We start from the raw sequence: 22,070 nt of genomic DNA on the forward strand, positions 1-22,070 counted from the left end.
CACCCTCGTGCGGCGATGCGGCTCCGGTGGGCGGTCAGCGGCCCGCGAGTGGCCGCACCACCCGGCGGGCGGCCTGGGCCAGCGCGTCGCGGTCCTCGGCCCAGACCCGGTCGGTCAGGCCGCTGAGCGGATCGGCCCCGTACAGGTAGTGGACGAGGTAGAGCGGGCAGCTTCCGGTGAGCGTCAACCGGACCTGCTGGGTCAGCAGGCCGGTGCGCAGGGCATAGGCGCGGATCCGGTACGTCGCGGCGTGCAGTCGCACGGTGGCGGCGACCTCGCCCGGCGCCGGTCCGGCCCAGGACGCCCGCAGTTGCCGGCTGGCGGGGTAGCGGCACGTGCCGAGCGGCCGGCCGTGGTCGGGACCGTCGACGCAGAGCACGAGCGCCGCGTCGTCCAGCCCGGTGGCCCGCCACGACGTCGGCAGTGCGTCCAGGACGGCGGGCTCCCCGAAGACCGCCACCCGGCGCGGCCCGCGACCGGTGTGCGACGGGGCGCCGCGGTACGCGGCCGGCTTGGCGCAGTATTCCGGCGGGTCGGACTTCCGCCGGTCCTTCCGCTCGGGCCAGCCGTCGAGCAGCAGTCGTACCCCGGCAGCCTCGGCCCCTCGGGCGGCGGCGCCGGCCAGCTCGTGATGCGGATAGCGGTAGAGCAGCGCCTCGAACACCTCCCGGGCGCGCTCCGGTTCGCGGCCGACCAACTGCCGCCCGCAGGCCAGCAGGATCGGCGGGGCCTTGGCGTCGAGCGTTGCCAGTGGCTCGTCCAGCTCCGGGCGCCCGAACCGGCGGTCGTGCAGCCGGTCCAGCGCAGTGCGGGCGGCGCACGGAGGCGCCTCCGAGACGGCGGTCGCGTATTTGGCGGCGATCTGCCGTACCTGCGGACCCTGCCCGGGGGTCTCGGCCAGCACCGCCGCCAGCGACCCGAAAGCCCTCTCCAGAGCGGAGGGGTTTCCCACTGCCGGTTGGTCGAGGCCGTCCCCGGCGGCTGTCAGCAGCAGCCGGGACCGCAGCTCTGCGGCGCCGGGCCACCGTGCCGGGTCCCCGGCGGCGTACCCGGCCAGCTTGCCGGCTGCCGCGTCCGGATACCTGTCGGCAGCGGCGAGGGCGTCGAGCAGCCTGGTGCAGGCGGCGCGTTCCCGTTCCGCTCGGGCGGTGACGAACGGGTCCACCAGCCGGTGCCGGGCGGCGACACCGTCCAGTGCGGAGAGCGCGCTGTCGCAGTCACCGGAGCGGTGCGCGTCGGCAGCCACCGTGGTCACCCGACGGGCGTCGATCACGAGCCCGCCGACGAGTACGAGCATGCCGGACGCCGCGGCGAGGGCTACCGTACGCGGCCGGAGCATCCGCCGCACGCGGCCGGCGGTCGCCGGCACGGGTACGCCGGCCCGGCGGGCGAGCAGGTGGGCATGCGCCGCCGTCGCGGCCCACCACAGGCCCCCGGCGACGCGCCACCCCCAGGCGGGCTGCGGCACCGAGGCGATGACCAGGATCAGTGTCGCGGTCACGGTGGACGCGCAGAGCGCCGCGTACCGGCGGGACAGTAACGCGTGTCCGAGCCCGGGTAGCGCGGCGCTCGCGAGCGCCGGCCACCACAGATCGTCGCGCGGCGAACCGCCACCTGCCGGCTCGGCGGGCGGATCAGCCAGTGCCCTTTCCTGCTCGGCGGGCGGATCGACCATTGCCCTCTCCTCAGCGCTCATATGGCGCGAGTCTGCTGTAGACAGCCGGCGACCGGCAACGGAGGCGCGGCGGTCCGAATGGCGGCTGCGCAAATCCGCAGTCTGTTTTCCGCAACGTTCCGCCGCACCCAGGGAATGCGTTGACGGCAATTCGGACGCGTCAATAATCTCGCGGATCTCAGGTGCATCGCCGGGTCGGGATCGGGCGCGGGAGGTCGGAAATGCCGGTAACCACCCGGTGGCTTCGTAGGGCTTTCGGCGTACCGGCCGCCGCTGTCGTGGTGGCCGTCGCCGCGCTGCTCGGTCCCGCCGCCGTGCCGGCGGTCGCCTACCAGCCGGCCACCGGGCCGAACTGCTGGAGTGTCGGGTACGACCCGGAGCAGGGCGTCGCCCTGCACGTGCCGATGGAGTTCACGTATCCGACGGCGCAGCGGGTGCTCCTGCTGCCCGCACCGCCACCGCGATCCAGCCCTCAACGATCCCAGTTCGACGACTATCTGGCACGACTGGGGCCGGAGGACCAGTACGCGGTCGGCAGCACGGCGCGCTTCTGGGCACGCTGGCGTGACCGGGTACGACGAAACCCCCGGCTCGACTTCCAGGATTACCGGACGAGGTACGTACGCGGTCACGCCCGGTGGTCCGGCGGCGAGTCGTTCGAGTCGTTCATGGCTGGTCGGCTGCTGCTGGATCCCGCGCGGGGCTGGCGGCTCGACGAGCGGCTGGACGACGTCCCGGGCGCGTACCCGGGGCAGCGGCCGGACGCGTTCCACCCCGACGAGCCCTGCGTCTACGAGTTCAAGTTCGGCTACCGGGATCGGCTGAGGGCCAAGGAACTGCGCCAGCTCCGGGCCTACGTGCGCATCGCCGTGCTGAACCAGAAGGCCGTCGGATACTACTTCGCCCAGCAACCGCACGAGCGGGTGCTGACGCAGATCCGCGAGACGGTCGAGGACGAACTGGCGAGGCTCGGGTTGCCCAGGAGCCGACGTGGGTCGATCGTGCAGGCGCGGGTGTTCCGGGCGACGGGGACGCCGCAGCCGGTGCCGGACGATCCCCGTGCCCCGCCGGCACCTGCCCTCGCCCGGCCGGCCCCGACGGCACCGGTGGGCCCCGGCGGGCCGGCCGGTGGGAACGCCGCCGCACCGCCGGCCGTTCCGGTCGACGGGATGATGGCCAGCGGCCAGTACCCGGCCGGCGGGGGGTTGAGCCAGGCGCTCGCCCTGACACCGGCCACCGCCGCCGAGGCGGCCCTGGCGGCGGAGGGCGCGGCGGAGTTCGCCGCCGAGTTCGGCGACGAGGACGACGTCGCCGCCGGGCAGCTCGGCGGAGTCGACTTCTCGACGCTCGAACTGCGCTACGTCTCCGACGTCTATCGGGGCGCGGGCGCGCAGTTCGCGTTCCGCGCCGACGCCACCCTGGAGGGCCAGCCGTCGTACGGAGCGGAGCGCGCCGCGAGGATCGCCTCCGACGCGTTCTTCGTCTGGCTCGCCCTTCCGGTGGACGCCTTCACCGTCAACCTGGATCCCGACGCGCCGGACCGGATCATCGACGAGCGGTTCGGCCGGACCGATGCCGGGCGCATCCTGCTCGAAGCGGACCTGCGGATGAAGCGGACGACCGTCAACCTGATCAACCCGAGGACACCGCTGGGCCGGGTCTTCTGGGATTCGCTGCGCGGTGACGGCAAGTGCCTGTCCATGCGGCAGTGGATCGTCCCGGCACCGGCGACCGTCCGCGAGACCGATCGGGAGCTGTTCATCCTGGACGCCCCACTGGAGGTCAGAATGGAGACCGAGCGCCACCGGACAGGCGACGGGGCGGCGGCGAACTGCCGGGAGGACCCCGAGGCCGGTACGCACAACGAGCGGCTCTACCGGGAGCGGGTACTGCCCCTGGTCGAGGAGGCGATCAACTCCTCGCCCGAGTACGCCGACCTGCGGCGCGTCTACTACAGCCGGGTCGCGGCGCAGTGGTACCGGGACCGCAGCGCGCACAAGCCCACCGCGTACTCGGCGCTGGTCGACACCGGGGACGTCGGCCGCTGGCTCTCCGCCGAGCCGTGGAGCCCGCGCGAGGTGTACGACCGGTTCCTGAAGTCCTACACCGAGGGGGAGTACTCCTTCACCCACCGGTCGATGCGGGGTGACACCGTCGTCGTGGCAACCTACCTGGTGGGCGGGGTGGACTTCACCCGGACCGCGCACGCGCCCGTCGCCGGTGCCGTGTTCGCCGGCGGCTGGCCGACGCTCGCGCGGTCCGTCCAGGCGTCGAGGCACGATGTCGTCGGGGAGCGGGACGGTGCTGCGTTCTGGCTGGGCGGCATGACGACCACGAGACCGCTGACGGAGATCCGTACCGTGGCACCGGCGCCCGCGTCGGCCAACCCGGTGTTCTGGACGCTCGCCGGCGCCGTGGCCGCCGGCTGGCTGTTCAGCGGTGTGTGGCTCTTCGGCCGGTACGTACGGCGTCGCGCCGCCGCGGCGCACCGGCACGAGGCCGGCCCGTGAGCGCGCCGAGGCCCGGCACCGCCGCTCTGGTCTGCTGGCTGCTCGGCGGTGCCGCCGCCGCCCACCTGGTCACGGCGATCGGGACGTTCTTCGCCGTTCCGGAGATCGGTTGGGCCTATGCCGAGCGTGCCGGCGATGACACCGCGGCGGTGCTGCCGGTCGCCGGTGCGGTGCTGCTCGGCCTCGGCTCGCTGCTCGTCGCGGCGCTGTTTGCCGGCCTGGCGGTGCTGAACCACCTCCGACCGGCCGCGTCGCGAGTACTCACCTGGGCCGCGACCGTGCTGGTGTGCGCGGCCGGCATCCCGTTCCTCGCGGTCTTCGGGTACCACGCCGTGCCGTGGTACCGCCGGCTCGCCGTCACCGCCGGTTGGCTGGCGTTGGCCCTGACGGCCGGCGTGGCGTTGCTGCTCGCCTTGCCGGCAGCGCGCCGGGCCGCCCGCCTCCGCGTGGCGTCCCCGGCAGGTGCGGCGGAGGGTGCCGCCCGGCCCGCCCGCCGTGACCTCCGGGCGGCGCTCGCCCGGCGGTACCGGCCGGCGCCGGCGTCGCAGCGGTCGCCGGAACCAGGCGGTCGGCGGTGGAACGGCCGACTTGTCGCCGGGGCTGCCGGCGCGGTCGTCCTGCTGCTCGGTGCTGTCGCGGCCGTGTCGTGGTGGCCGGGTGGCGGTGGTGGCGGAGCCCCGACGGCGGCGCCCGGTTACCGATCCGTGTCGGGGATGTGCGGGCGGATCGCCCCGTCCCCGGTGGACTTCTTCGCGCACCCCTCGGCCCTGGTCAACCGGGCGCCGGGAGGTGCGGGCACGACAGGTGCCTCGGGCCTGTGGCAGCAGACCTGCAAGTACGAGGCGAAGTCGGGCACCTTCGTCGCACTGCTGCACGTCCACGCCGCGGTCGCCGGCACCGCGGACCAGGCGCGGCGGCTGTACGACGTCATGGCCCGGGGCGTGCCCGCCGACGACCTCGTCCCGGCGTGGCCGCAGGCACACCGCGCCCTGACGGGCTCCGCCGCCGGGACGGACGTCACGATCACGGTTCGCGACGACAACCTTCTCCTGGTCGTCCGGTCAGCGGTGAACGGTCTGGGTGCGGACGAGGACCGCCAGTTCACCGCCGTGGCGGAGACCGCCGCCGAGGTACGGGAGATGCTTCGCCGATAGCGGTTTCCGGGCTGTCGGGCCGGGCGCCGGGCCGACCGGTGGCCCGCCCCCCGCAGACCTGGGGTGGCTATGCCGGGCCGACCGTGCCGATGTCGTAACCGTCGGGGTACGTCTTCGCCCGCAGCCCGCCCTCCAGGTACTGCCGCTGGCGCGGTGCCGCCGCGTGCCGCAGGTAGCGGGCGCGTCCGGTGAGCGCGCCGGCCAGCAGGGCGCGGGCCCACCACGGGGGCGCGGGGACGCCGACCGCCTCGCGCACCGGCGGGTCGAGGAGTGCGTCGGCGATTCGCGCACCGACCGGTACCAGCGGCTTCGGCAGGTCGGCGAGGAGTTCTTTGGTGGCGGTGATCAATTGCCGGGCGGCCGGGGTGGCGGCGAACCGCTCCGCCTCGAAGGCGTCGTACCAGCGGGCGAAACTGGCCAGGTCCGGCGGGATGTCGGCGATGCGCAGCCGCCGGCCGAGTTGGGCGTAGAAGTGGTAGATCGCGGTGCGCTCGTGGCAGCAGAGCGGGCGCCAGCCGTGTCGGTCGATCCAGCGGGTGCCGACGAAGACGAAGGTGCCGAGCACATAGCGGTAGTCGTCGTTGTCGATGGCGTACCGGCGGTGCAGTTGGTTGAGCCGCCGGGTGGCGGCCCGGCCCAGCGGGTCGTCGAGCCCGTGCTCGATGAGCGTGTACATGAGGATGCCGGTGTCGTCGGCCCGCCGCTCGGTCCGGTGCGTGGTCTCCCCGGTCGCGGCGAGCAGTTCGGCGATCGACGGCACCGCGAAGGTACGCCAGAACGCCAGCAGCAGCCCCATCCGTACGTCGAACGGAAACTCCCAGAGCGCGGTCGTCCGGTAGATCCGGTGGTAGTCCCGGACGGGGTCGAGTGCGCGGATCTTCCGTAGCCGGTCGAACCGGCCGGGCCGGTGCAGCATCGGTGCGCCTCAGTTCCGCACCGGGGCATCGGGGGAGCTGCCGACGCTCGCGGCCGGGGGCAGCCGGCGCAGCGCCGACGAGACCCGGCCGAGAAATTCGAGGTCACCGGCGAGATCGGCGTCCTCGTCCGGTCCGGCCGGCGCTCCCGGGCGGATGGTCCGGGACGCCGTCGAGGCTTGCCCGGCCGCCTGCCGGTCCGGGTGTGCCGCGCGGAGCCGGGCGAGCGCGTCGCGGATCCGGAACGCCTCGCGGGCGGCGGCGGAGGCCCGGCCGCCGGAGTCGGTTTGTGCGGACGGCTCGTCGGCCTGTGCGGACGGCTCGTCGGCCGGTGCCAGGTACGGTGCGAGCGCCAGCCGGCCGTCACGGATCTCGATGACCCGCCGGTAGAGCGCGAAGTCGAGGTCGCGCAGCATCCGCAGGTCGGCTCGGCGGGATGCCGGCGGGTCGAGGGCGATCTCCGGCATCGCCTGGTACATGGCGTGCCACAGCGGATAGAGCCGGAGGTAGGTGCGGGCCCGGCGCACCTTCTCCGCTGCGGCGGAGAGGCTCGGTCCCCAGGACGGGATGGTGAAGCCGGTCGTGATCACCAGCGCTCCGAGACAGGCGCAGAGCGTGCCGAGGTCGCTCAGGGTCGGCAGCGTCGTGCCGAGCCAGGCGGCGACGACGTACCCGCCCTTGCCCAGGCAGTAGCCGAGCGCGATGATCGATCCGACCGCGACCAGCCGAAGGCCCCGGCGCAGCCATGGGCGGCCGTCGGTCCGGGCGACCCGGTTGGCGAACTGGAGGCTGCGCCACGCGGCGACGCCGAGCCCGAAGGCGAACGCCGAGACGTAGACCAGCAGGAAGGTGCCACCGACCGGGCGGGGGCCGTAGACGTCGTCGAAGTCGCTCGGCGCCTCGACGGTGGCGCCGCTGAACGCGAAGAGCACTGCCATGGTGACCAGCACCAGCCCGTAGAAGACCGCCAGCACCCGGGCCCGGGGCAGCGCCTCGGCCGCCGGCATGTGCCAGAGCATGAGCATGACCAGGGCGGTGATGCTGTATCCGACGATGCAGCCGTAGACCAGCAGCGAGGCGAGGTTCGGTACCCCGAAGAGGCGGTTCACCGACGTGTAGACGGCCGGGACGGCCATGGTGAAACCGGCCGCCGGCAGGGCGATGCAGAGGGTGAGTACCCAGAGGTTGAGGTTGCGCGGGTTGCGGGCGAGGGCCACCAGCTTGTAGCTCACCGCGATCCACGCGACTCCCGCGCAGAACAGGAAGATGCCGCTCTTACCGTCCATCCGGCGACAGCCTAGTGCTCCAGCGACTGGCCGAGCCGCTCGACCACCGGGTCCCTCGGAGTACGCGGCGCGGGTGGCCGCCACAGCCCGGCCCGCTGTCCCAGCAGCGAGGCGAGGGTCTCGGCCTCCTGCTCCTCCTGGCTGCTGTAGTTGGTCCGGGCGAACATCGCCCGGACCACCGTCGGGTCGAGGTGCCGGAACAGTTGCCGGCTGCCCTGTGCCTCGTCGACCAGGTGCAGCCGGTGCTCCAGCAGTAGGTGCGCCAGCTCGTGCAGGGCGATGTGGATCCGCTGCACCCCGGTCGCGGCGGAGGTCACCACCAGGTAGTCGGCGACGTCGGTCGAGACGCAGAGCCCGCACGGCGCCCCCGGGGGCAGGTCGAACGCGATCAGGTGGACCGGACGCCCCCGGTCGGCGCCGAAGTCGCTGATGAACGTGTCGAGGTCGAACGGGTCCGGTACCCGGATGCCGCGCGCGAGTTGCTCACAGCGCAGACGTACCTGCCGTAGCGTCATGGGCCAACCGTCCCTCTGCGCGGCGTGCTGTCGCCAGACCGCGACTCGCATTCACGCGCCATCATTTGCGTCCGGCTTGCCCTGTTCAAGGACTCGGATTACTCCCAGCAACTCGGTGAGGGCCTCGATGGCGGACTGCGCCTCCGGGATGACGGAGTTGCGCAGCGCGACGGTACGGGCGCGTACCTGCTGCAACGCGGCGGCGAGGTCGAGCTCCCGGTCGATGTCGGCCGCCAGCCGGTCGCTGGTGAAGTACTCCACCGGTACGCCGAAGAACTTCGCCAGCGCCCGGAGGTGGCTCAGATTGGGGTCGCGCTTCTTCCCGGTGCGCAGCTGTCCGATGTAGGCGTGCGAGATCGACTCGCCCTGTGCGGTGATCGCCTCCGCCACCTCGCGCAGGCTGTACGCGCTGCCGTCCGGCTTGCGGATCCGGTCGAAGAGCCGATCCAGCCGGTCGGCCAGTGATCCCGGGCTGCGGAACTCGCCCGCCTCCTCAACCATCTGGCCTCCTCCGCGGCTGGTTCCATTGGTTTACAGCATGCCATACTGATGTGCACGCGTGTTGACGGGGTCGCCGGTGGTGTGCGTATCATCGCTGCGAACGTGCGGGGGCGCATGCCGGAAGGACCATGCCGGCACGCGCGGGCACGGGGCGGTGTCGTCGTCCAACGGGGGGAGGCGGGAGCGGTGTCCCTACACCGGCACCCGCCGTTCTGACGGCACCTGCGGGACCACCCGCCCGGGGGCGGTGGCTCCGTGAGCCCGACGCCAGATCCATCCCGGCCGCGCCCTAGCTAGGGCCGGCATCCGGCGTAGGGTGCGCGCAACGGAGGTCGGGTACGGGCTCAGCTGGCGCTACAGGTCGGCGACATGCCGGTCCCGCTGCCGGTGCCCTGGAAGCCGAACTCGGTCGACTGGCCGGCGGCGATCCGGCCGTTGTAGCTCACGTTGCTGAAGGTGATCGCCCCGCTGCTGCCGCTGCGCTGGCTGTTCCACGAGTTCGTGACCGTGGCGCCGGACGGCAGGGTCACCCCTACCGACCAGCCGTTGGTGCCCGACGAGCCGGCGGTGACCCGTACGGTGGCCACGAAGCCGCCGTTCCAGGAGTTCAGCGACACGGTGGCGGTGCAGCCGCCCGGTCCCTGCGTGGGCGGGTTCGTGGGCGGGGTGGTCGGGGGGTTCGTGGGCGGGTTCGTCGGCGGGGTGGTCGGTGGGTTGGTCGGGTTGGTGCCGTCGGGCGCGACGGCCCGGCCGGTGGCCGGAGAGATCATCCCGGGGCAGAGGTTGCGGGTGGCCAGGTTCGCGACGATCTGCGGTACTGCGTTGATGGTGGTCTGGTAGCCGTCGTGCATCAGGATGACGCCACCGTCGGTGAGGTTGTTGGCGGCCTGGACGATCTGGGCCGTGCTGGCGCCGTTCCAGTCCTGGGAGTCCACGCTCCACAGCACCTCGGTCAGGCCGAACTGGGCCTGCACCGCACGCAGCGTGGAGTTGGTCTCGCCGTACGGCGGCCGGAACAGCCTCGGCGCGGTCCCGGTGGCCTGCTGGATCGCCTGCTGGGTCTGGCTGATCTCCGAGGTCATCTGCGCGGTGCTGAGCTGCGTCATGTGCGGGTGGGTCCAGCTGTGGTTGCCGATCCACATCCCGGCCTGCTGCTGGGCGCGGACCAGCGCCGGGTTCTGCTGGACCCGCTGGCCGACGTTGAAGAAGGTGGCCCGCGCGCCGGCCGACCGCAACGCGTTGAGCAGCGCGTTGGTGGTGCCGGTGTTCGGGCCGTCGTCGTAGGTCAGGGCCACGTAACCGTTGCAGGCCGCGGCGGCGACCGGTGGGGCCGCGACGGTGACGGCGACGGCTCCGGCCGTGACGGCCAGGGCGGTGGCGGCGAGTGCGGCGAACAGACCGCTGCGCCGCGAGGGCGGACGGGGCATGAGGGCTCCTCGGTGAGTGACGGTGCCTGCCGGTGGTGGTGCCGATGACGGTGGACGTTGAAACATTTCGGTGTGTCGATTGAAATATATTCAACGTCAATGGTCGATGTCTAGCGGCATCGCACCGCGGGCACGGGCTGACGGCCGCGAAGCCACGTCAGCGGATGGTCCCGGGGTTACCGCTGGGAAGGCAGGTCAGCGGACGGCTCTGGCTGACGGCCGGGAAGACAGGTCAGCGGACGGCCCGGGCCGCCAGCCGGGGCAGCGCGACCGGCGCGCCGTCGCGGAGGATCGCCTCGGCCTCCACCCCGGTGACCGGGCCGGCGAAGAGGTAGCCCTGACCGTGCTGGCAGCCGTACCGGCGCAACTGGTCGCGCTGTGCGGTGGTCTCGATCCCCTCCGCCACCAGTTCCAGACCGAGGTTGAGGCCCATCGACACGATCGACCGGACCAGCTCACGACTCTTGCCGTCGGTCGCCAGTGGTGCCACGAAGGACCGATCGATCTTGAAGGCGTCGATCGTCAGGTGGTGCAGCGCCTGCAACGACGAGTAGCCGGTGCCGAAGTCGTCGATGTGCAGCTGAACGCCCAGCTCGTGCAGGGCCGCCAGCTTCGTCCGCGCCGCCGGGACGTCGTGCACGATCACGCCCTCGGTGATCTCGATGATCAGGGCCGCCGGATCCAGCCCCGCCGCCCGCAGACTCTCCTCGATGTCCTCCAGCAGCCGGGTGTGCCAGAACTGCCGGTTGGAGACGTTGACGCTCATCCGCAGGCCGTCCGGGGCGGACCCGCTCGCCCGCCAGGTGGCGAGCTGCCGGCACGCCTCGGTCAGCGCCCAGCGACCGATCGGCGGCATCAACCCGCTCTCCTCGGCGATCGGCAGGAACTCGCCCGGCAGCACCAGCCCGCGTACCGGGTGCCGCCAGCGCACCAGTGCCTCGAAGGCGCGGGTACGGCCGTCGTGCAGCCGCACGATCGGCTGGTAGCGGAGTTCGAAACCGCCGGTCTCCAGCGCCCGGCGCAGCTCCGCCTCGGTGCGCAGCCGCCCGACGACCCGCTCGTGCATGGCGATGTCGAAGACCGCGTGCGAGCCCTTGCGTTGCCACTTCGCCGAGTACATCGCGGTGTCGGCGTCCCGGATCACGTCCTCGGCGTGCTGGTAACCGGTGCTGCTGCGGGAGATGCCGATGCTGGCCGAGACGACGAACTCCTCTTCGCCGAGCCGGAACGGCACGCCCAGCGCGCCCCGGATCCGCTCCGCCACCGCGACCGGATCCTCGCCACCGGAACGGTGCCCCAGCAGTACGGCGAACTCGTCCCCGCCGAACCGGGCGGCCACGTCGGCCTCCCGGGCGCTGGCCCGGATCCGCTCGGCGACCTGGACCAGCAGCCGGTCGCCGGCCAGGTGCCCCAGGCTGTCGTTGACCAGCTTGAAGCCGTCGAGGTCGAGCAGCAGCACCGAGTAGTGCCGCTCCGGGTGCCGCGCCTGGGCGGTGACGGCCGCCTCCAGCCGGTCCAGGAAGAGGGTCCGGTTGGCCAGCCCGGTGAGCGGATCGTAGAGTGCCGCGTGCCGTAACAGGTCCTCCTGCTCACGCAGGGACTTCAGCACCGCGTCGTGGTCGAGGGCGATGGTGAGCAGGGCCGCCCACTGGTTCATCATCTCCCGGCCGCTGGCCACCTCGGCCTCGATCGGACCGACGACGGCGAGCATCCCCCAGTCGCTGGCACCGATGCACAGCGGCGCCACGTAGACCATCTGATCGGCGTCCAGGTCCGCGAGGTCGACGAGTTCGGCCGGCGGGAACGACCGGGGCGACACCGGCCCGACCGGCATCGGCACCGGCCCGCGGTCCCGTTCGAACATGGTGACCAGGTCCAGCGTCGGTTCGGCGCCGGTCGGGCCGCCGGACGACCAGAGGCCGAGGCAGCCGCCGCGGGCGTTGGTGTCCTGGATCCAGGCGAGTCCACGGGGATCCTTCTCGTGGCTGCGCAGCAGGTTCTTGCTGACCGTGTAGAGCATCTTGAGGGTGGTCTGGAACTCGTTCTCCTCGATCTTGTGGGCCCGCGACCGGCTCTGCGCCAGCGCGACCACGATCTCCTCGGTGCCGGTCCGGATCCGTTCGGCGGCGGCCCGGTCGTGCTGCCCGGTACGCCGGGCCAGGCCCAGCCCGTACCCCCGGACGCAGTCCAACATCCGGACCATGCCCTCCGGATGCCGCTGGCTCAGCGTGTGCAGGCCGATCAGGGCCTGGCGCAGGTCGAGGAGATCCGGTCCCGGGGCACCGTCGGCGGCCGCGGCGAGGGCGTCGGCGACCAGGACGCCGGCCCGGGCGATGCTGGCCCGGCGGCGCGGATCCACCTGACCGGGCAGCGCCGCGACGAGCCGGGCGACCAGGTCGTCGGCGGTCGACGTGTCGGCGTCCGGTCCGGCCGTGAGCGCACCGGGTGCCAGCGGGTCGGCGCAGCCGCACGACTCGCGTGCCTGGAACGACGTGGGCACCGAGTAGGTGCGAGCCTCGATCTCCGCCCCGTTCGCGGCGCTCAGCGCGAGTTCGGCGGCGATCCGACCCAGGTCCTCGAAGCTCTGCCGGACCGTGGAGAGGCTCGGGGTGAAGTAGACGACCCCCTCCATGTCGTCGAAGCCGACCACCGCCTGCTGGCGCGGCACATCCACACCGGCGGCCAGGAACGTGCGGAGCAGTCCGATCGCGTTGAGGTCGTTTCCGGCCACCACCGCCGTGCACGGCAGCCCGGCGGCCAGCATTGCCCGGCCGGCCCGCTCGCCGCCGCTCTCCCGGTTGTCACCGGTGTCGAAATGCAGCTCGGCGCGGGGTGTCAGCCCGCACTCCAGCAGCGCGTCGCGGTACGCCTCGTAACGCTCGCGCAGATCCCGCAGCTCCAGGTATCCGGCGAAGGCGATCTCCCGGTGGCCGTGCTCGACCAGGTGCAGTACCGCCTCGCGTACCCCGCCGCGGTTGTCCGGGAGTACCACCGGGCAGGAGAAACCGGCCATCTCGTCGCTGATCATGATCACCGGCTTGCCGGTCCGTTGGATCGTGGTCAGGTATCCCCGCGACGCCGAGTTCAGGATCACCACGAACGCGGAGACGTGGTCCCAGGCCACCGGGTGCGGAAAGTCCGGAGGTTCGGGCGGGTCGAAGTCGAACGTGCCGGCACCGAGCGTCTGAATGGCGATCATCCGGCCGCCGGCGGCCGCGGTCGTACGCGCAATTCCGCCGAGAATGCTGCCGAAATAGTCGCAACCGACCGACATGGTGAGTACGCCGATGGTGGGGCCATCGACCACGGCCATCACCTCCTGCACCAGCCGTCGCCGCGGGTCGCGATGGCCAGGGCCGAGTCCGGTGGAAAGGTGGCTTTCCGGTGGTTGTTTCGAGTCGACTTCCGGAACTTTTCAGATAACCGTCGAGAGCCTACCGGATCATGTTCGGGCACGTCGATACGCGCGAATTTATCGTCCCGAGATCACGGAACTGCCTCGCCCGGCCGGGCAACCCCGAACGATCAGGAGTTGACGCAGCCCGGCAGCCGGGGAATGACGTTGGTCGGGACCAGATCGGTACAGATCGCATCGGTGCCGGCGGTGAGCGCCGTCCACGTCGCACTGTCCCGCTCGTACTCGAAGGCGACGAAGGCCGGATCGACCAGCTCCGGCGGCACGATCGTCGTCGCGGTCGCGTACCCCCGGTAGCAGGCCAGGTCGCGGAGGCCGCTGATCTTCGGGTCGAGGGCGGAGTAGATCTCCCGGTTGGCCTTGAGCGCGGCGAACAGGGTCGCCGCGTCGACCGGGCAGCCGTCCGTCGAGGCCGGGGTCGGGCTCGGCGTCGCCGCGGCGGTCGTCGCCGTGCCGGCCGGTGACGCGCCCGCCGTGCCGGCCGGTTCCTCGCCGGCACAACCCGCGACCGACACCACCAGCCCGAGGAGGCCGGCGAGCCCGAGACGGCGACGTGCGGCGACGGTACGGCGGGAAGCCTTGCCCGGTGCGTGGATCACGACGGCACTCATGCGAAGGCACGCTACCGAACCGTTCGCCAGGCGTGGGGACCACCGGTCCAGACGGGACGGACCGCCGAGCCCTGGTTGCCCGATGTCGCCGCGTCACCGCTACCGAAACCGCCACGCGGCGGCCGTCAATGCCCTGGTCAGCTTCGGTTGGCACAACACGGGCGTGCTGTCCACGTACTGGTCGATCCCGCCCACCGGTGGCAGCCCGGCGATCTCCGGGTCGGTGATCCGGCCGAGCAGGGCGGCCGCGAACCGGTCGGCCCCGATGACCGGGTACGGCCGATCGTGGAACCACCGCCGGGTCGGGTCCACCGTCCCCGCCAGGCCGAGCCGGTTCTGCCAGGCCCCGGCCGCCTCGTAGGCGGTGCAGAGAGCCGCCTGCCGCGCCGTGGCGTCCCCGGTCAGCGCCCCGTCCAGCGCGGCGGCGACCGCCGACGCCTCGGGCAGGGCGGCGAAGGCGCTGCCCAGCCACTTGCCGTACGGCGGGTACCGGCGGGCCATCAGCAGGCAGAGCCGCATCACGTCCCGGGTCAGCCGGGCCGCCAGCACCCGGCTGCCCGCCTCGGCGCCGACCTCAACCGTCCGCCCGACGAAGGGCTCCTCCTGGCCGATCCGGGCCCACTGGCAGGCCAGCAGGTAGCGCCAGACGTCGTCCGGATACCAGTGCAGGCGGTCCCGCACTGCGGTCAGCTCGCCGAGAACGTCGGAGAAGACCGCCCCACCGGTCACCTCGGCGAGCAGTTGGGTGGGAGTGGCCAGCCAGTCGAAGGTCGTCACCCCGGGCCGGGGATCGAAGCCCAGCTGCGTCTCACACCAGGCGCCCACCTCGGTGACCTGCACGAGGTGCGCCACCGGCCCGTCGGTCCCGGCCGGTACCCGGGCCCGGCCGGGCACCGGGGGGAAATGCGTCGGCCAGCCGTGGATCTGCTTCGGCAGCCGCTCCGACAGCAGCGCCGTGACCCGCTCGCCGTACCGGGCGAGGTCGGAGGGGGAGAGGAAGAGGGTGAGCCGGGGACCCCAGTCGTGGTCGACCGAGCGCTCGGTGTCGAAGCCGAGTACCTCCGACCCGGGGCCGACCCGGGCCGCCGCGTACCGCAGCCCCGGGAACGCCTCGGCGAGCAGCGGCCGCACCGCGTCGGTGTAGAAGAGCCGGCACAGTTGCAGCCCCGGCACGAACGGACCCCACATCCGGCTGACCGTAGGCCGGCGGTTCGAGACCGGCCAGCGAATTGTCGGCGTAAGGGGTTGCATCCGGTACCGGGGTACCGGCTTACCGTTGAGGTGTGGCAGACATGCGAGGTACTACGGAGATGCGAGGTTTCCCGCCCGGAGAGGTGCCCTCGGCGTGCACGCTGCCGACGGCGGAGCAGCCGGTCCGACTCGCCGAGTTCGCCCGGATCCTCGGCACGGCGGTCCGCTCGGCGCGCCGGGTCGAGCCGACGCGGCTGCGGCTGGAGTTGACCCCGACCCCGCGGACGGCGGCCCGGGTGGCCGACCTGATGATGCGGGAATCCGACTGCTGCTCCTTCTTCACCTTCCGCCTCGGTCTGACCGGCGGCCGGTTGAGCTGGGACGTCGGGGTACCGCCCGGGCAGGTCGAGGTGCTCGACGCGCTGGCTGCCCGGGTGCCGCCGGACGGTGGTCGAGGTGCCTGACCGGCTCCGCCCCGGCCAGCTCGCCGCGGCGGCCGGGGTCAACCAGCAGACCCTGCGGTACTACGAGCGGCGTGGCCTGCTCGCCGAGCCCGCGCGTACCGTCGGCGGGCACCGGACCTATCCGGCGGAGACGGTGACCCTGCTCCGGGCGATCAAGACGGCGCAGCGGCTCGGGTTCAGCCTGGCCGAGGTCGGCGACCTGCTCGGCGCCGGCCGTCCGCCGGTGGGCCGGCGGCCGGCCCCGACGCTTCCGGAGCGGACCCGGGCGAAGCTCGCCGAGGTGGAGCAGCGGATCGCCGACCTGACGACAGTCGCCGAGACCCTGCGCGAGGCGCTGGCCGCCGGCTGCGCCGACCTGGTCGAGTGCACGCGAAGCCCGCACTGCCCACTCCCGTCCCCGGCTCGGCCCGGCGGGCTACCCGGCGTCTAGTCGGCCCGACCGTGGGGTCCAGACCAACCTGACATCGGCACCTCCACCCGACCCGGCACCTCCTCGGCGGCGCACCCGCCGGGCGGGCGGGCCGGTCGGTGGCGGGGGCTGCCGCCCAGGTCACGCCGGTCGAGCGATCTCGGTCACAGACACCGGCGGTCCTCCGCTGTGAAGCTTGGCCGCGACCCTGTGGGCCGGCCGTTCCGTGCCGCCCGACCGGTCGAGGGCCGTCCGGCCGTCGAGGGTCGCGCCGGGCGGGGTCGGGTGGACGGGGTGTCTCGTTGCTGAAGGTACTGCCGGGCTGGGCGGCGATCGGGCTGACCGTGCTCGCCGGGGTGGGGGCGGCGGCGCAGAGCCTGGCCAACGCCGAAATGGGCGAGCGGACCGGTCATCCGATCATCGGTGCGTTGGTCAACAACACCGGGGGAATGGCGCTGGTCCTGCTCGGTCTGCTCGCACTGCCGTCGATGCGGTCCGGGCTCGGGGTGCTGCGCCGGACCAGGCTGCCCTGGTGGACGTACCTGGGCGGGCTGTGCGGGACGTTCTTCATCGTCGCGGCCACCTACATCGTGCCGGTGCTCGGGGTGGCGGTTTACACAATCGCCCAGGTGGCCGGCAACAGCGGCGGCGGGCTGGTCGTCGACCGGACCCGGCTGGCCCCGGCCGGCCCGATGGGACTGACCCGGTCCCGGGTGGCGGGTGCGCTGCTCGGGATCGCGGCGGTGGCGCTGGCCCAGGTCGGCCGGCCGGTCGGCGACGTGGCGGTGGGCCTGGTGCTGCTCGGTGTCGTCTGCGGGGTGCTGGTGGCCGTCCAGGGCGCGCTGAACGGCCGGATCTCCACGGTCGCCAACCCGGCCGCCGCCACTGCGGTCAACTTCACGTTGAGCAGCACGGTGATGCTGCCGGTGGCGGCGGTGACCGGCGCCCTGGCCCAGCTCGGCACCACCGGCTGGCCCCGCGAGTGGTACCTGTACGTCGGCGGTCCGCTCGGCGTGACGATCACCGTCGCGCTGCTGGTCGGCATCCGGTCGGTGGGACTGCTCCGCACCGGTTTGTCCCTGGTCGCCGGGCAGTTGGGCGGGGCGCTCCTGCTCGACCTGCGGCCGGGCGGCCCCGGCGCGAGCCTGGCGGTGCTGGTCGGCGCCGTGCTGGTCCTGCTCGCGGTGGTCGTCTCCGGCCGGGCGGCCCGGGGTGCCCCGGCGGTGCCTCGACCCGCTCCCGCGCCGGCGGCGGCCGGCGACGTGGCGGCGGCCGGCCGGCGTCGGCGGGCTGGTGGTGGCTGACCTGGGCTGGGATGGCAGACTGGACGGCGTGACCGAGTCCGCCGCCGCCCGTGATCCCGGCACCGTGCGCGTGCGCCCGCGACGCATCCGGGTGGTCTGCTGGATCCTGGCTCCCGCGCTGGTGGCGGTCTTCGCCCTGCTGAGCGTCGGGCTGCACGGTGCGACCGGTTCCGGGGCGGGCACCTTCCAGCGTGGCGACCAACTCGCCATGGTCGGGCTGGGGGTGCTGGGCGGGTTCGTGGTGCTGCTCTTCACCCGGCCCCGGGTGGAGGCGGACGCCGACGGGGTCCGGGTGCGCAACGTCTTCGGCGGCTACGCCCTGCCCTGGGACGTGATCCGGGCGGTGCGCTTCGACCGGGGCTCGGCCTGGGCGGCGCTGGAGCTGCACGACGACGAGCGGATGCCGGTGCTGGCCATCCAGGCGGTGGACCGGGAGCTGGCGGTCGACGGCGTACGCGCCCTGCGCGCCCTGCACACCGCACACCAGCAGTCGCGGCCGGAACCCGGGGCCCCGCGGACCGAGGCCGCTCGGACGGCGGACTGATCGCCGGCCGGCGACGCACGGTTTCCGGCGTGCCCGTTTTGGCATCCTGCGGGCTGACCTGCTAGTCTTTACCAGTCGACCACTGTCTGGGTTTACCCACAGGCAGTCAAGAAGCGGAGCGCCTGCTCCCACCCGTGTCGCCTCACCTGGTGTCCGGGTCCGGTCACCGGAATCGGCTCGCCGACTCCGGGTGCGATCGTCGATCGCCATCGACCGGTCGAGCAGGCCCCGGCATGTGCCGGGGCCTTCTGCTTTGGGTCGAAGACATCAGGACCGGCCACCGCTGACGCGCGGCCGGTGAGGATCACCACGAGGAGGCCCCATCAGCGTCGAGCCACGCGTGAACGAGCAGATCCGGGCACGTGAGGTCCGACTGGTCGGCCCTGAGGGCGAGCAGGTGGGCATCGTCCCACTGGAGCGCGCCCTGCAGCTGGCCGCGGACGTCGACCTGGACCTGGTCGAGGTTGCGCCCATGGCGCGCCCGCCGGTGTGCAAGCTCATGGACTTCGGCAAGTACAAGTACGAGTCCGCACTCAAGGCGCGCGAAGCCAGGCGTAACCAGCAACAGACCGTCATCAAGGAGATGAAGCTCCGGCCGAAGATCGATCCGCACGACTACGAGACCAAGAAGGGTCACGTGGTGCGGTTCCTCAAGGCGGGCGACAAGGTCAAGGTGACGATCATGTTCCGCGGTCGCGAGCAGAGTCGACCGGAGCTGGGCTACCGGCTCCTGCGCCGACTCGAATCCGAGATCTCGGAACTGGGGTACGTCGAGGCCGCTCCGAAGCAGGACGGCCGTAACATGATCATGGTCCTGGCTCCGCACCGGGCCACCAAGGCGGCCGCCACGGCTGCCCGGGCTGGCTCGCCGCGAGAGCGGGAGGCCGGTGCCGCCGAGGCATCGCCGGCTGCCGGGGCCACACCCGGCCCGGCCGGACCCGCCGGAACCACCGGCGAGTAACAGGGGAGAGACGCACCAAGATGCCGAAGATGAAGAGCCACACCGGGATGGGCAAGCGGGTCAAGGTGACCGGCAGGGGCAAGATCGTTGCCCAGCAGGCCGGCCTCCGGCACAACCTGGAGAAGAAGCCCTCCACCCGGACCCGCCGGCTCACCGGCACCGTCGAGGTGGCCAAGGCCGACGTCAAGCGAATCAAGAAGTTGCTGGCCCGCTGACGCGCGCCTCTTGACCTGAAGGAGTAGTTGAGATGGCACGCGTCAAGCGGTCAGTGAACGCCCAGAAGAAGCGCCGTACGCTGCTGGAGAGCGCCAGCGGCTACCGCGGCCAGCGGTCCCGGCTCTACCGCAAGGCCAAGGAGCAGGTGCTGCACTCGATGCAGTACGCCTACCGGGACCGGCGGGACCGCAAGGGCGACTTCCGGCAGCTCTGGATCACCCGGATCAACGCGGCAGCCCGCGCCAACGGGATGACCTACAACCGGCTCATCCAGGGGCTGAAGCTGGCCGGCGTCGAGGTGGACCGCAAGATCCTGGCCGACCTCGCGGTCAACGACCCGACGGCCTTCGCGGCCATCGTCGAGGTCGCTCGCGCCGCCGTGGCGGCCGAGGGCACCGGCGGCGCGTCGGCCCAGGCCGCCTGACCACCGCGACACCCCGATCGAGGCGTCCCACATGTCGGTAGATCCGCACGTGGGGCGCCTTGACCATGTCCGGTACTCGGATCGACCACTCTTCACCTCGCGTACCCCGAGGATCGTCGCGGCCCGGCGGCTGCACCGGCGCCGGGAGCGCGACACCACCGGCCGGTTCCTGGCCGAGGGCCCGCAGGCGGTCCGGGAGGCGCTGGCCGTCCCCGGTGTGCCGGTCGAGCTCTTCGGCACCCCGGCCGGGCTCGACCGGTACGCCGACCTCGCCGACACCGCCGCCCGGGCCGGAGTACCGGTCTCCGCGGTGACCGACGACGCGCTGGCGGCGCTGACCGAGACGGTCGCCCCGCAGGGAATCGTCGCGGTCTGCTCCCGGCTCGACGTGTCGATCGGCACCGCGCTGGATCGGGGCCCCCGGCTGGTCGCCGTGCTGGCCGAGATCCGCGATCCGGGCAACGCCGGCACCGTGCTGCGGACCGCCGACGCCGCCGGGGCCGGCGCGGTGGTCTTCGCCGGGGACGCGGTCGACCCGTACAACGGCAAGTGCGTGCGGTCGTCGGCCGGCAGCCTCTTCCACCTCGACCTGGTCCGGGCCGCCGACCCGGCCGACGTGGTGGTCGCGCTGCGGACGGCCGGGCTCACCGTGCTGGCCGCCTCCGGCTACGGCGAGACCGACCTGGACGAGCTGGCCGACTCCGGTGGCTTGGCCCGGCCCACCGCCTGGCTCTTCGGCTCCGAAGCGCACGGCCTGCCGGCGGAGCTGGCCGGGACCGCCGACGCCCGGGTACGCGTGCCGCTGCACGGCCGCGCCGAGAGCCTCAACCTGGCTGCCGCTGCCGCCGTCTGCCTGTACGCTTCGGCCAGAGCCCTGCGGTCCGGTGTCGCCCGCACGCCGCCGGAGAGCGCATAATGGTCGGGCGCCGGAGGGCGCAGGATGGGCGCCGGGCCAGCAGAACTGACCAGGGAGTTGTCGACCTGATGACCGAGTCCGCGAAGGGGCGCGTCCGCGAGGCGCGACGCCGCTCGTTTAGCCAGCCCGCCGGTGTCGGCGGGCGGCAGGGCTGACCTCTCCTCTCCTCCCTGCGTCCCCCTCCCACCGGCGGGCTGCGGCCCAGCCGCCCGTCCGTAGACTCTGTGAGCCGCCCGCAAGGGGCGCCCACCGAACCTTCCCACCTGAACAGCGCGCGCCGGTCGCCCCGACTCGCTCGGGCCCCGAACGGCGCGCGAGGGGAGGCCGACCGAGGTTCACCGACCTGTCCACGGCGTCGCCGGTGCTCCGGCGCACCACGACCGGGTCGCCCGGTACCCGTACCGCTGCGGAGCGGGCCGGCCGGGCCACCGGCGAGGTGCCGCCGGCAGCACGCGCGGCGCCGGGGACATTCGACGCGGAGGCAGCGGGGTCACCGCCCGCGACGCAGAGGGAGTAGCCGCACGCCATGACGTATCGCAACGACCCGTACGACCCGAAACAGGTCGCCCTGCTCGACCCGGAGGCGCTGGCGGCGGCGGTGGCCGACGCGGCGGTGGCGTTCGAGGCCGCCACCGACCCCGACGGGCTGGCCGAACTGCGCCGGGTGCACCTCGGCGACCGGGCACCGGTCTCGCTGGCCCGCCGGGAGATCGGCGCGCTGCCGCCGGCCGCCAAGTCCGACGCAGGCAAGCGGGTCAACGAGGCCCGCCGGTCGATCGAGTCCGCGTACGCGCAGCGGCTGGCGGTCGTCCAGGCGGCGCGGGCCGAGCGGATCCTCGCCGAGGAGCGGGTGGACGTCACCCTCCGCTACGACCGGCGGCCGCGCGGCGCCCGGCACCCGATAAGCACCCTCGCGGAGCGGATCGGCGACCTCTTCGTCGGGATGGGCTACGAGATCGCCGAGGGGCCCGAGGTCGAGTTGGAGTGGACCAACTTCGACGCCCTGAACATCCCGCCGGACCACCCGGCCCGGGGCACCATGGACACCTTCTACCTGGACGTACCGGGTCTGGTGCTCCGGACGCACACCTCACCGGTGCAGGCTCGGACGATGTTGGCCCGCAAGCCGCCGATCTACGTGGTCTGCCCCGGCCGGGTCTACCGGACCGACGAGCTGGACGCCACGCACAGTCCGGTCTTCCACCAGGTCGAGGGGCTGGTGGTGGACGAGGGGATCACCATGGCGCACCTGCGGGGCACCCTGGACCACCTGGCCAGGGCGATGTTCGGGGCCGAGGCGCGGACCCGGTGGCGCCCGCACTACTTCCCGTTCACCGAGCCGAGCGGCGAGTTCGACGTCTGGTTCGCTCAGCACCGGGACGGCCCGCGCTGGGTGGAGTGGGGCGGCTGCGGCATGGTCAACCCCCGGGTGCTGCGGGCCTGCGGCATCGACCCGGACGTCTACTCCGGATTCGCCTTCGGGATGGGCATCGAGCGGACCCTGATGTTCCGGCACGGCATCGGCGACATGCGGGACATGGCCGAGGGGGACGTGCGGTTCACCCGCGCGTTCGGGGTCGAGGTGTGAACGGGATGACGAACGAGGCTACGGAAGCGATGCACGTCGGAACGG

General features: G+C 72.9%; 20 protein-coding genes. 11 read left to right on the forward strand and 9 right to left on the reverse strand.

Annotated features, from left to right (window positions below; all coding sequences use genetic code 11):
- Positions 1-34: 34 nt before the first annotated feature.
- Positions 35-1,675: a hypothetical protein gene (locus ABNF97_RS11690; protein ID WP_349338534.1), complete on the reverse strand. Its 1,641-nt coding sequence runs from the start codon at positions 1,673-1,675 to the stop codon at positions 35-37.
- Between the two features lie 221 nt (positions 1,676-1,896).
- On the opposite strand from ABNF97_RS11690, the gene ABNF97_RS11695 reads away from it, so the two are divergent.
- Together ABNF97_RS11695 and ABNF97_RS11700 are read left to right on the forward strand one after the other, a co-directional pair.
- Positions 1,897-4,185: a hypothetical protein gene (locus tag ABNF97_RS11695; RefSeq protein ID WP_349338535.1), complete on the forward strand. Its 2,289-nt coding sequence runs from the start codon at positions 1,897-1,899 to the stop codon at positions 4,183-4,185.
- On the forward strand, positions 4,182-5,339 hold the full coding sequence (locus tag ABNF97_RS11700) for a hypothetical protein (protein WP_349338536.1): 1,158 nt from the start codon (positions 4,182-4,184) through the stop codon (positions 5,337-5,339). Before ABNF97_RS11695 ends, ABNF97_RS11700 begins: the two co-directional genes overlap by 4 nt.
- A gap of 67 nt (positions 5,340-5,406) precedes the next feature.
- On the opposite strand, the gene ABNF97_RS11705 is transcribed toward ABNF97_RS11700, so the two are convergent.
- The 8 genes from ABNF97_RS11705 to ABNF97_RS11740 all read right to left on the reverse strand — a co-directional run bounded on the left by ABNF97_RS11705 (position 5,407) and on the right by ABNF97_RS11740 (position 15,196).
- Positions 5,407-6,255 carry an oxygenase MpaB family protein gene (locus ABNF97_RS11705; protein ID WP_349338537.1) on the reverse strand — a complete coding sequence of 283 codons (849 nt, stop codon included), beginning with the start codon at positions 6,253-6,255 and terminating at the stop codon, positions 5,407-5,409.
- Positions 6,256-6,264: 9 nt separating this feature from the next.
- Positions 6,265-7,539 (reverse strand): MAB_1171c family putative transporter, encoded by a 1,275-nt coding sequence (locus tag ABNF97_RS11710; RefSeq protein WP_349338538.1) that lies wholly within the window; start codon positions 7,537-7,539, stop codon positions 6,265-6,267.
- 11 nt (positions 7,540-7,550) lie between these two features.
- Positions 7,551-8,054, reverse strand: coding sequence for a hypothetical protein (locus ABNF97_RS11715; protein WP_349338539.1), 504 nt, complete (start codon positions 8,052-8,054; stop codon positions 7,551-7,553).
- 51 nt (positions 8,055-8,105) lie between these two features.
- Entirely contained in the window at positions 8,106-8,555 is a 450-nt protein-coding gene (locus tag ABNF97_RS11720; RefSeq protein WP_349338540.1) for a helix-turn-helix domain-containing protein, read from the reverse strand.
- A gap of 344 nt (positions 8,556-8,899) precedes the next feature.
- The gene (locus tag ABNF97_RS11725; RefSeq protein WP_349338541.1) at positions 8,900-9,982 is read right to left on the reverse strand and encodes a polysaccharide deacetylase family protein; all 1,083 of its coding nucleotides are present in this window, start codon (positions 9,980-9,982) and stop codon (positions 8,900-8,902) included.
- A gap of 232 nt (positions 9,983-10,214) precedes the next feature.
- Entirely contained in the window at positions 10,215-13,289 is a 3,075-nt protein-coding gene (locus tag ABNF97_RS11730; RefSeq protein WP_349338542.1) for an EAL domain-containing protein, read from the reverse strand.
- 218 nt (positions 13,290-13,507) lie between these two features.
- Positions 13,508-14,008, reverse strand: a complete 501-nt coding sequence (locus ABNF97_RS11735) for a hypothetical protein (RefSeq protein WP_349338543.1) — start codon at positions 14,006-14,008, stop codon at positions 13,508-13,510.
- A gap of 99 nt (positions 14,009-14,107) precedes the next feature.
- Positions 14,108-15,196: a DUF4037 domain-containing protein gene (locus ABNF97_RS11740; RefSeq protein ID WP_349338544.1), complete on the reverse strand. Its 1,089-nt coding sequence runs from the start codon at positions 15,194-15,196 to the stop codon at positions 14,108-14,110.
- Positions 15,197-15,300: 104 nt separating this feature from the next.
- Between ABNF97_RS11740 and ABNF97_RS11745 the strand changes: the two genes are divergently transcribed.
- The 9 genes from ABNF97_RS11745 (at position 15,301) to pheS (ending at position 22,025) form a co-directional block, all read left to right on the forward strand.
- Entirely contained in the window at positions 15,301-15,663 is a 363-nt protein-coding gene (locus tag ABNF97_RS11745; RefSeq protein ID WP_349338545.1) for a hypothetical protein, read from the forward strand.
- Complete coding sequence (locus ABNF97_RS11750) at positions 15,656-16,093, forward strand: MerR family transcriptional regulator (protein WP_349338546.1); 438 nt, start codon at positions 15,656-15,658, stop codon at positions 16,091-16,093. Before ABNF97_RS11745 ends, ABNF97_RS11750 begins: the two co-directional genes overlap by 8 nt.
- Positions 16,094-16,374: 281 nt before the next feature.
- Positions 16,375-17,376, forward strand: a complete 1,002-nt coding sequence (locus ABNF97_RS11755) for a DMT family transporter (RefSeq protein WP_349338547.1) — start codon at positions 16,375-16,377, stop codon at positions 17,374-17,376.
- A 28-nt stretch (positions 17,377-17,404) separates the two neighbouring features.
- Entirely contained in the window at positions 17,405-17,920 is a 516-nt protein-coding gene (locus ABNF97_RS11760; protein ID WP_349338548.1) for a PH domain-containing protein, read from the forward strand.
- Positions 17,921-18,260: 340 nt separating this feature from the next.
- The gene (gene infC, locus ABNF97_RS11765; RefSeq protein WP_130460242.1) at positions 18,261-18,881 is read left to right on the forward strand and encodes a translation initiation factor IF-3; all 621 of its coding nucleotides are present in this window, start codon (positions 18,261-18,263) and stop codon (positions 18,879-18,881) included.
- Between the two features lie 20 nt (positions 18,882-18,901).
- Positions 18,902-19,096: a 50S ribosomal protein L35 gene (gene rpmI, locus ABNF97_RS11770; protein WP_130460241.1), complete on the forward strand. Its 195-nt coding sequence runs from the start codon at positions 18,902-18,904 to the stop codon at positions 19,094-19,096.
- Positions 19,097-19,128: 32 nt separating this feature from the next.
- A complete protein-coding gene (gene rplT / locus ABNF97_RS11775) occupies positions 19,129-19,521 on the forward strand; it encodes a 50S ribosomal protein L20 (RefSeq protein ID WP_130460240.1) in 393 nt (130 codons plus the stop codon).
- Positions 19,522-19,552: 31 nt separating this feature from the next.
- Positions 19,553-20,437, forward strand: coding sequence for a TrmH family RNA methyltransferase (locus ABNF97_RS11780; protein WP_349338549.1), 885 nt, complete (start codon positions 19,553-19,555; stop codon positions 20,435-20,437).
- A gap of 526 nt (positions 20,438-20,963) precedes the next feature.
- Positions 20,964-22,025 carry a phenylalanine--tRNA ligase subunit alpha gene (gene pheS, locus ABNF97_RS11785; RefSeq protein ID WP_130460238.1) on the forward strand — a complete coding sequence of 354 codons (1,062 nt, stop codon included), beginning with the start codon at positions 20,964-20,966 and terminating at the stop codon, positions 22,023-22,025.
- Positions 22,026-22,070: the final 45 nt, after the last annotated feature.

Source organism: Plantactinospora sp. B6F1, assembly GCF_040120695.1.
GTDB lineage: Bacteria > Actinomycetota > Actinomycetes > Mycobacteriales > Micromonosporaceae > Plantactinospora.